Here is a 2,243-nt window from a genome sequence, read left to right as displayed (position 1 = left end):
AGTGGCGTCCGATAAATATATTGCCGCGATAAAATAAAAGGCGAATTTTGAACTTAAATCTAATACGACTCATAACGATGATAAATTTTGGGTTTTAGCGGTTATGGATAGTGTAGAAAATAGCGTCGTTTCATCGCGGTTTATCCGCATGTGCGGTCAAATTTGCTTGATAAAACGACTAGCTAGCCTGCCTAAACGCCAAATTCGGCTACCGCAGACTAGCTAAATTTACACCAAATCCCTGCTGCTAAAGATAAAATACCCTCCAACAAGCATAATAGCGCCCAAAATCAGCGGATAAAAAATCGAGTAAATAACAAACCCAAACGCGCTAAAGTTGTTTAGCACGAAATTTGACGCTACGCCGATAACGGCTAAATTTGGATCAAACAGGCTAATCGCCGCGATCCTAAAGACCTCGATCGGGTTAATGAGTGCGATAAAAAAGATGATATCCTCGCGCACGTTGCTTTTCATCAAAAAGCCGATCAGCGCGAGATCCAAAAACGCTAGCAAGATAAGCCAGAGTAAAAACGCGACGCCTTGACCCATTTCTTGATTTTTGATCATCGACGAGATGAGAAATCCAAACGACAAAAACACGAAGCTAAGCGCGAAAAGTAGGGCGGTGTAGAGGGTTAGGATATTCCACGGGATTTCGATTTTTTTAACTAGTCCGGCAATCACCGCAATAACAAAAGAGAGCAAAAGCGGCACGAAAATAACGAAAATGCGCCCCAAAGCCTTGCCGAAATAGTATTCGCCCAGGCTAACGGGAAAGCTAAGCATATACTCAAGCAGGTTCGTATCGCGGTCGGCGCTGATGCTGCGCACGGTCGAGATGAGGATGAAAATGGGCACGATAATGATGCAAATTTGGATAAAAAGCAGCAAAAGCCGCGTAAGCCCACTAAAGCCCAGCACCCGCGAGTCCGTCACGCCGCTAAAGATAAAAGTAACGATAAGCCCCATAAAAACTAGCATATAGATGAGAAACCAGCGCGAGCGCAGCGACTCGGCGACGTCTAGTTTGGCGATGAGTAGCAGGTTACGCATGCGCGCCTCCTTGAGAGATTAGCTCGTCTTTTACGATTTGCCCCAGGTCCATCTCGACGTAGCGGTTTGATATGCCCTGCACCTCATCAAGCCTATGCGAGATGAAAACCAGCGTCTTTTCGCGCGCGAACTCGCCTAGTAGATCCATAAAATTTCGCCTGGCTTTCGGGTCTAAATTTGCCGTGGGCTCGTCAAACATCATGGCTTCGGTGTTTTTAGCAAAGGCGATTGCGATTAGCATTTTTTGCTTCATACCGCCCGAGAGTTTGTAAAAGGGCTTGTGAAAGTTTCCTTTTAGATCAAGCTCCATTTTCTCGCAAAATTTTTCTATATTTTCCTGCGCTACGCCCGAGCTTTTGCAGACGAACTCGCAAAGCTCTTTTAGGTTAAATTTAAGCGGCGGCGGCGTTTGCGGGACGAAAGATATCACGCTAAGGGCTTCTTTGCGCGCGGTAAATGGGTCAAAGCCGTTTACTCGCACCTCGCCGCTGTTTGGTTTAAATTCGCCCAGGATTATACGCATCAGCGAGCTTTTGCCCGCGCCGTTTTGCCCGAGCACGACCGTTTTTTGCCCCTTTTCTATGCTTAAATTTACGTTTTGCAGTATCTTTTGCGAGCCAAAAGCCTTTGTGATGTCTTTTAAGATTATCAAATTTATCCTTTTAGATGAGCTTTTTAAAGCCGTTGTCAAATTTCAGCGCGTCGTGGTGACACACGTCGATACAGCGCCCGCAAAGCGTGCAGTCGCCGCCCACGAGACGAAATTCTTTTTTATTTTCGTCGCCGTCAAGTTTAGCGTTTTTCTTCGTGATTTCAAGCACATGCGGCACGAGACAGGTATCGATGCAGACTAAACAGTGGTCGCAGCGATCTTTGTTCCAGCTGACTTTAACGGCGTTGGTGCGGGTTAGCAGCGAGTACGTCGCGCCGATGGGGCAGACGTAGCGGCACCAGCCTCTGCGGGAGTAGAAAATCTCGACTAAAAGCACGAAAAGGGCAAACCAAATCGCGTGAAAATAGCCGTAGATGACGAACCTAGACACTATGCCCGTCACGCTAAAAATCTCAAACACGAGCTGCGAGCTAGCAAAGCTCATCGCGATAAAAAGCGCGGTAAAGACGTAGCGCCATTTGGGATCGAACTCGCGGCGTTTGATGATTTTTTTAGCAGCTAAATTTTCGTGGAT

The 2,243-nt window shown here is 46.8% G+C and carries 3 protein-coding genes; all 3 read right to left on the bottom strand.

Annotation, left to right across the window (positions count from 1 at the left end; genetic code table 11):
• Window positions 1-228: 228 nt before the first annotated feature.
• Window positions 229-1,056, bottom strand: a complete 828-nt coding sequence (locus Q0338_RS01060; RefSeq protein ID WP_298085147.1) for an ABC transporter permease subunit — start codon at window positions 1,054-1,056, stop codon at window positions 229-231.
• Window positions 1,049-1,708, bottom strand: a complete 660-nt coding sequence (locus tag Q0338_RS01055; protein WP_298085146.1) for an ABC transporter ATP-binding protein — start codon at window positions 1,706-1,708, stop codon at window positions 1,049-1,051. The genes Q0338_RS01060 and Q0338_RS01055 overlap by 8 nt, the downstream gene beginning before the upstream one ends.
• A 10-nt stretch (window positions 1,709-1,718) precedes the next feature.
• The coding region (locus Q0338_RS01050; RefSeq protein WP_298085145.1) for a 4Fe-4S dicluster domain-containing protein at window positions 1,719-2,243 on the bottom strand (525 nt) is incomplete at its 5' end.

The sequence above is a fragment of the uncultured Campylobacter sp. genome, from assembly GCF_938018145.1.
GTDB lineage: Bacteria > Campylobacterota > Campylobacteria > Campylobacterales > Campylobacteraceae > Campylobacter_A.
This window is presented reverse-complemented; position numbering and strand designations above follow the sequence as displayed.

Excerpts from the sequence above, each read along its gene's own strand:
- Q0338_RS01060 (WP_298085147.1), bottom strand. The coding sequence starts at position 1,056 with ATGCGTAACCTGCTACTCATCGCCAAACTAGACGTCGCCGAGTCGCTG.